The 5,654-nt window shown below is 50.6% G+C and carries 11 protein-coding genes; 6 read left to right on the forward strand and 5 right to left on the reverse strand.

The features are described 5' to 3' along the window. The 6 genes from DW039_RS20325 to DW039_RS20350 form a co-directional block, all read left to right on the forward strand. Positions 1-264, forward strand: a 264-nt coding sequence (locus tag DW039_RS20325; protein WP_243635061.1) for a Cas9 inhibitor AcrIIA9 family protein, incomplete at its 5' end; no start/stop codon positions are given. Continuing rightward, a complete protein-coding gene (locus tag DW039_RS20330) occupies positions 261-1,592 on the forward strand; it encodes a PcfJ domain-containing protein (RefSeq protein WP_004291532.1) in 1,332 nt (443 codons plus the stop codon). The genes DW039_RS20325 and DW039_RS20330, both read left to right, overlap by 4 nt. Before the next feature lie 24 nt (positions 1,593-1,616). Then, entirely contained in the window at positions 1,617-1,874 is a 258-nt protein-coding gene (locus tag DW039_RS20335; RefSeq protein ID WP_004291531.1) for a hypothetical protein, read from the forward strand. 19 nt (positions 1,875-1,893) lie between these two features. Next, positions 1,894-2,127 (forward strand): DUF3873 domain-containing protein, encoded by a 234-nt coding sequence (locus DW039_RS20340; protein WP_004304291.1) that lies wholly within the window; start codon positions 1,894-1,896, stop codon positions 2,125-2,127. Then, positions 2,067-2,369 carry a hypothetical protein gene (locus tag DW039_RS20345; protein WP_005783104.1) on the forward strand — a complete coding sequence of 101 codons (303 nt, stop codon included), beginning with the start codon at positions 2,067-2,069 and terminating at the stop codon, positions 2,367-2,369. Before DW039_RS20340 ends, DW039_RS20345 begins: the two co-directional genes overlap by 61 nt. Before the next feature lie 53 nt (positions 2,370-2,422). After that, positions 2,423-2,731 carry a hypothetical protein gene (locus DW039_RS20350; protein WP_004304290.1) on the forward strand — a complete coding sequence of 103 codons (309 nt, stop codon included), beginning with the start codon at positions 2,423-2,425 and terminating at the stop codon, positions 2,729-2,731. Positions 2,732-2,764: 33 nt separating this feature from the next. Here DW039_RS20350 and DW039_RS21540 read toward each other — a convergent pair whose 3' ends face one another. The 5 genes from DW039_RS21540 to DW039_RS20375 form a co-directional block, all read right to left on the reverse strand. Continuing rightward, a complete protein-coding gene (locus DW039_RS21540; protein ID WP_004291527.1) occupies positions 2,765-3,154 on the reverse strand; it encodes a hypothetical protein in 390 nt (129 codons plus the stop codon). Positions 3,155-3,218: 64 nt separating this feature from the next. After that, complete coding sequence (locus DW039_RS20360) at positions 3,219-3,746, reverse strand: glycoside hydrolase family protein (protein WP_004291526.1); 528 nt, start codon at positions 3,744-3,746, stop codon at positions 3,219-3,221. Beyond that, positions 3,743-4,246: a DUF3872 domain-containing protein gene (locus DW039_RS20365; protein ID WP_004291525.1), complete on the reverse strand. Its 504-nt coding sequence runs from the start codon at positions 4,244-4,246 to the stop codon at positions 3,743-3,745. Before DW039_RS20365 ends, DW039_RS20360 begins: the two co-directional genes overlap by 4 nt. Next, the gene (locus DW039_RS20370; RefSeq protein ID WP_004291524.1) at positions 4,243-5,145 is read right to left on the reverse strand and encodes a toprim domain-containing protein; all 903 of its coding nucleotides are present in this window, start codon (positions 5,143-5,145) and stop codon (positions 4,243-4,245) included. The genes DW039_RS20365 and DW039_RS20370 overlap by 4 nt, the downstream gene beginning before the upstream one ends. Positions 5,146-5,152: 7 nt before the next feature. Then, positions 5,153-5,654: conjugal transfer protein TraO (locus tag DW039_RS20375; RefSeq protein WP_165853128.1), on the reverse strand; the 502-nt coding region annotated here is incomplete at its 5' end.

The following is a 5,654-nucleotide window of genomic DNA, read 5'->3' on the forward strand; positions in this document are numbered from 1 at the left end:
AATCTAATTGGGATAATAGTGCTTATCAAAACTTGTGATAACCACTACTATGAGGAAAACGAGATAGAGGTGGGCAAACCGATGGACTGCCAAGTGGTTGTGAACCACGTTGTGAAACTCACGGCAGAGGAAAAGGCGGAGGCACGTCAGAACGCTGTCCGCAAATACCAAGAGGAGGAACTCCGCAAGTTGCAGAACCGCCACAGACCGTCAGCGAGAAAAGAAAACCAACCCCAACCCTCATTATTTGATTTAGGCTTATGAAACCGAAGACCAAGATACAGAAAGAGGTGGCAAGACTTTCCGCCAACCTTCGCCCCATATCAGCGACACAAATAGATTGGGCATACCGCCACTGCGTTGAGCATATCGGCTACCGCACCAAGAAAGGGAACATCACCTGTTCCGACTGCGGTCACGAGTGGCACAGCGACAGCGGACTATGCGACACCCTTGAAGGCTGCACCTGCCCCAAATGCCATGCCGAACTCAAAGTGCAGGACACACGCAGACGCATCTACAAGGAAACGCAGAATTTCAGCGTGATAACCACCTGCAAAGGGTATCAGGTAATCCGCGTGGCGCAGGTCAGATGCGAGAGCAGGAAAGGCGAACCGATGCGTTTCTACTGCCACGAGGTCGTGCAGCGTTGGATTTCACCCGACGGCAAGGTTACGGACATGGCGTTGCTCCGTGGCTTCCTTTTCTGCTATTGCGATGTGTGGGCATTAGGCAGCGATATGGAGGTAAGACCGCACAACAGCCTATACGATGATGTGGTGGCAAGAAGCTGTGCATATCCAAAGATGAGGATATTGCCCCAACTCAGACGTAACGGCTTCAAGGGCGATTTCCACGGCATCTCCCCCGTGCGTCTTTTCAAAGCCTTGCTTTCAGACCCAAGAATTGAAACCCTTATGAAAGGCGGTGAGATTGAGGTCATGAAACACTTTCTTTTCAATACCCGTACTGCCGATGAATGTTGGGCATCATATCTGATTGCCAAGCGTCACAAGTATCAGATAGACAACCTCTCAATGTGGTGCGACTATCTGCGTATGCTCAAAAAACTCGGTCAAGACCTCCGTAACCCGAAGAACATCTGTCCCGAAGATTTCATGGCGGCACACGACAACGCAACCCGAAAAATTGAAGCCATACACGAGAAGGAAAGAGCCGCAGAGCAACGCCGTTGGGAGATTGAAAGGCGTGAGCGTGAGCAACAGCGACAACTCCAACGAAAGAAAGATGCGGAGGATTTCATCGCCAACAAATCCAAATTCTTCGGCTTGGTAATCACGGACGAGGAAATAATCGTCAAGGTGCTTGAAAGCATAGACGAGTATTACAACGAGGGCAAGACGCAGGGCATCTGCGTGTTTGGCAGTGGATACTACAAGAAAGCCGACACCCTCATACTATCGGCAAGGATTGGCGATGAGATTATTGAAACCGTAGAGGTGGACTTGCGAACCCTCGAAGTGGTGCAGTGCCACGGCAAGCACAACCAGGACACCGAATATCACGAGCGCATCATAGACCTTGTGAACAAGAACGCCAACCTTATCCGTGAGCGGATGAAAGCGGCATAGCATAACCCCTAAAACAACATTGATATGGAAGTAAGAATTGAAAGTATGATTTGTGTGTGGGATGATGCAATCCCCACGATGTTCCTTGAATTTGTGAACCTCCTCACTCTCACAACGAGTGAGGGGGAATTGAGAAAGAGCGTAAAGGAGTTTGCCGAGAAGCACGAACTTGACAAGTTTTTCCTTTACGGCTTCGGCTCACACCATTTCTACCTGCACCAACGCTACACAAGCAACCCCGAAATGGTGATGAAGAACAGAGTTCTGTCAGTACATTTTTAACCATCTAAAAAGCAACATTATGACAACACGAATGACCATCAACGGAGTAAGCACCTGCGCGGAAGCAGGTACGGAGAAATACGAGCGTTTCCAATCGGGTATCGGAAGACGCAGGCGGACACTTGTGCAGTACGACTACCGCCACCCCATAGACAGAGAATTGTTCTCTTGTGTCAAACCCACGTTGGACGAGTGCCGAGCCGCACGGGACAAGTGGCTGAACGCAAAGAAGGGAAAGGAGGACAGACTATGAACACGACCTATCAAACGCTGATAGTCAAGTTCAGCGAACCTATCACGGCATTGGACGGTATCTTTGACGATACCGGAGCGTGGGGAACGGACACCCTCAAGGGGTGGATAGATGATTACGAAAGCACACGTTTCACCGCCACCGACAGCCATACGGCAGTCATCACGAGCGAGTACAATATGGAATGTGTGAAAGAGTGGCTACAACGGCAGACCCCCATTTCCGAAATGCGAGAATTTTGAACGGGATGGCGGTGTCCGCACCGCCAATACTTAAAACCCTAAAAACAAAAGATATGATAGCCAAGACGATATTACAGCAGATAGGCGGAAAACGCTTCACCGCCATGACAGGTAGCCGTGATTTCATAGATATGGGCAACGGCTTACGGATGAGCCTTGCAAGGAACAAAACAAGTGCCAACCGCCTTGACATCATCTATGACGAAGGGGCAGACCTCTACAATATGCGCTTCTACCGCAGGACGTTCAGCAAAAAGACCTTTGAGTGCAAGACAAAGGACATTGCCGTACACGAGGGTATCTATTTTGATATGCTGGAGGAAATGTTCACGATGGTGACGGGACTTTACACACGCTTTTGAGTGGCGGGGCGGCGAGAGCCGCCCTACTTTCTTTCAGTGAGCATGATGGCGGACAAAGAAAGTAGCAAAGAAACCTTTGTCCAATCTGCGATAACTAAAAAATCCGCAAGTAAAACTTGCGGAGGCTATATATTGGGTCGTTATTTTTTGGTGGAGGGGAATGATAATCTCGAACCGTTGAACTACACATTTCTGCTTCGTCTCCATTTCCCCCAACGATTTGATACGTTCAATCATTTTTGTTGTTCCTTTCTGAATTTTCCTAAATACTTTCTTCATAATTTCGCTATACTTTTTATGGTTAATAACTATGTTTTGTATTGCTCTCACAACACTTACAACTTGAAGTGTTATTTGGAAACCGATAGGCAAAAATGGCTCAACGATGTCAATTAACGAGAAAATCCTACGATAATCTATCAAGTGATAGAGCAAAAGACGTGCCAAGTTAAATATGGCACGTCTTTTGCCAGTTTTGTCAGTCCTTTTATGGGATATACAACAGCGCAAACTCCGCCTTTCTCCGTTTGAGCAGCATGGCGTGGCGTTTTCCTTTGTAGTTGCAGAAGGCTATATACTCACGGTAGATGTTCCTGTCACCAGCTTCCAGCTTCTTGATTAAGGTGCTTTTGGGGATTGTTTTGCTGCCTAACAGCTTCGCCGGTCCCACATTGTAAGCTAACGTGCCAAGCAAAATCGAATCAACCCCGAATTTACGGAACATGGCGACAAATTTGCGCAGGTCTTTCCGCAAAAGTTCATCCGCATCCCGTTTTGTCATGGTTCGTGCCGAATACTTCTCGTTTGGCAAAAGTTTGTGACCCCAACCGACGTATGGGTAGTGTTTTTCTGAGTGCCAGCCTTCAAAGTAGCGGCAGCATAAAAAAGCACGTTCCATAAGCGGCAGTCGGTAGATTGCCGCCTGCCCGTCCGTTCCCTCTTGGCGGCTGATCTGCGCGGACACAGAACAGACCGTCAGAAGTGAACAGAGCATTGTCATGAATACACGCATCATTTCAACAAGGGGCTGAAGTTGCCGATGGGAACGATGGTAAGATCGTCGTCCTTTACATTCCTGTTGTTGAAGTCAAATTCCAGTTCGTAGGAGTTGCTAAAGTTATCCTCCACCACCACGATGAAATTATGCGCCTCATCACCCGCCGCCGTGTAGTACAGGCGGAATTTTTCGTTCTCCAGCAGGTAGCGGTCGTTAGGCAGGAAGGTGATGCCGTTATCCATTTTGAGCGAGCCTTCCCCCTCGAACTGGAAATAGCGGATGGTATAGAGCGTACCCGAAAAGTCGCCCTCCTTTTTCAGTTCACAGCGGATTTCCACTGTCTGCCCCTTTACTACCTTGTTCGGCACGGGCATGACCTCCACCGTGAAGGGATAGGACTGCTGGATGTCCATGTCATCGTCACATGACACGAGGGTGAATGACATGGCGGCTATCAGGCATAACGCCACTGCCTTGAATATTGATGTTCTCTTGTTTCTGTTGTTCAGTATGTTCATTGTTCTTCGATTTTTAGATGGTTGTTTTTCTGTTTTTTCGTTGTCAGTTGCAGGTACTCGTTCAAGTCCTTGCAACCGTCATAGAGGGAGGAACGGTCGGTGACACGTTCCCCGTATCGCATGGTAAGTGCGGCAAGCGTCCGCCGTCCGGCTTCGTCACGGTCGAGGAAGCAGCCGATGCGCCCGTATCCGTCCAGCAATCCCGCCGCCTTCTCCACGTTGGCGACTGAGTTCAGCACAAGACAGTCAGCGTTACCGGTTACACCAAGCGTCACGGCAGAGAGAAAGTCCATGAAGCCCTCGAACACGAGGCACTCGTCAGCCGGGATGTCATTCGCCTTTACCAGTGATACAGACTTCGGAGGTATGCAACCCTTGAAATATCGGCTTCTGACTTCATAGCCACCTGCCATGTTCGGAAAGCCAACGGCAAAATACCGTTTCCCACGCACACCGTAGTTCAAGCGGCAGCAGTGACGGGATGCGATGGCGTAAGGGATGCCCCGTTCCTCTAAATACTCCGTCAGCAGTGAGCGGAGCAGCGGAGCGACCTCCACATCCTCAAAAACGGATTCGGTCGGCTTCGAGAGATAGACGGGCTTTTCCCATCCGGCAACCGTCATATTGGCGGCTTCCGCTATGAACTTCGCTTGCTTCATGAAGTCATCGCTTTGCAGAAACTCCCCGGCAAGCGTGAAGATGTCGCCGCCCTTGCCCAAACCGAAGTCGTACCAGAGCTGTTTCGCCACGTTCACACGGAAAGAGGATGTGCGCTCGCCCCTGTACGGGGCAAGATACCACAGCTCGTTACCGCTCCTTCTGACAGGCTCATGCCCCAGCCGTGCGAGAAAATCCGCAAGCGGCATCCTTCTGACAGCATCTATTTCCGTCCTTTCCATGCCCGTGTCAGTTGATGATGAACTTGATACCGACCCCGAACTGCGTGTGGAACTTCCGTGTGTCGCCACCCCAAAGGCAACGCTCCCGCAGGTTGGCAAGCAGGGCGATACGGTCTGCCACGTAACACTCCACATCGAGCGTCAGCGCACCGCCGTAGATGAAGGCGTCCCGGTCGTGCAGCGTGGAGCCGTCATGCAGCACCTTCTTCCCCCAATTTACCGCCTCATATCCGGCGAGAGCCGAAGCCCCGGCATAGACGAAAACAATCTTTCGGGCGTCCGACAGTATCTTGAAGTAATAGCCGCCCTCCGCCGTGAACTGCGCCACGGGTATCTTGGTGTCCTTGTAGGGATTGTTCTTCAACAGGTATTCGCCACCGAACACCCACTTGTTCCCCTTCTTCGTGTAGGTGGAGAGAGCCGCCCCGAAGCTGTACCCGCCGTCCTTGCCGCCGAGATTGAAGCCGTCCGCCATGTCCGCCCTCACCTCGATGCCCTGCATCTTCGGC

Origin of the sequence: Bacteroides sp. AF39-16AC (assembly GCF_003602735.1) — a bacterium.
Lineage (GTDB): Bacteria > Bacteroidota > Bacteroidia > Bacteroidales > Bacteroidaceae > Bacteroides > Bacteroides uniformis.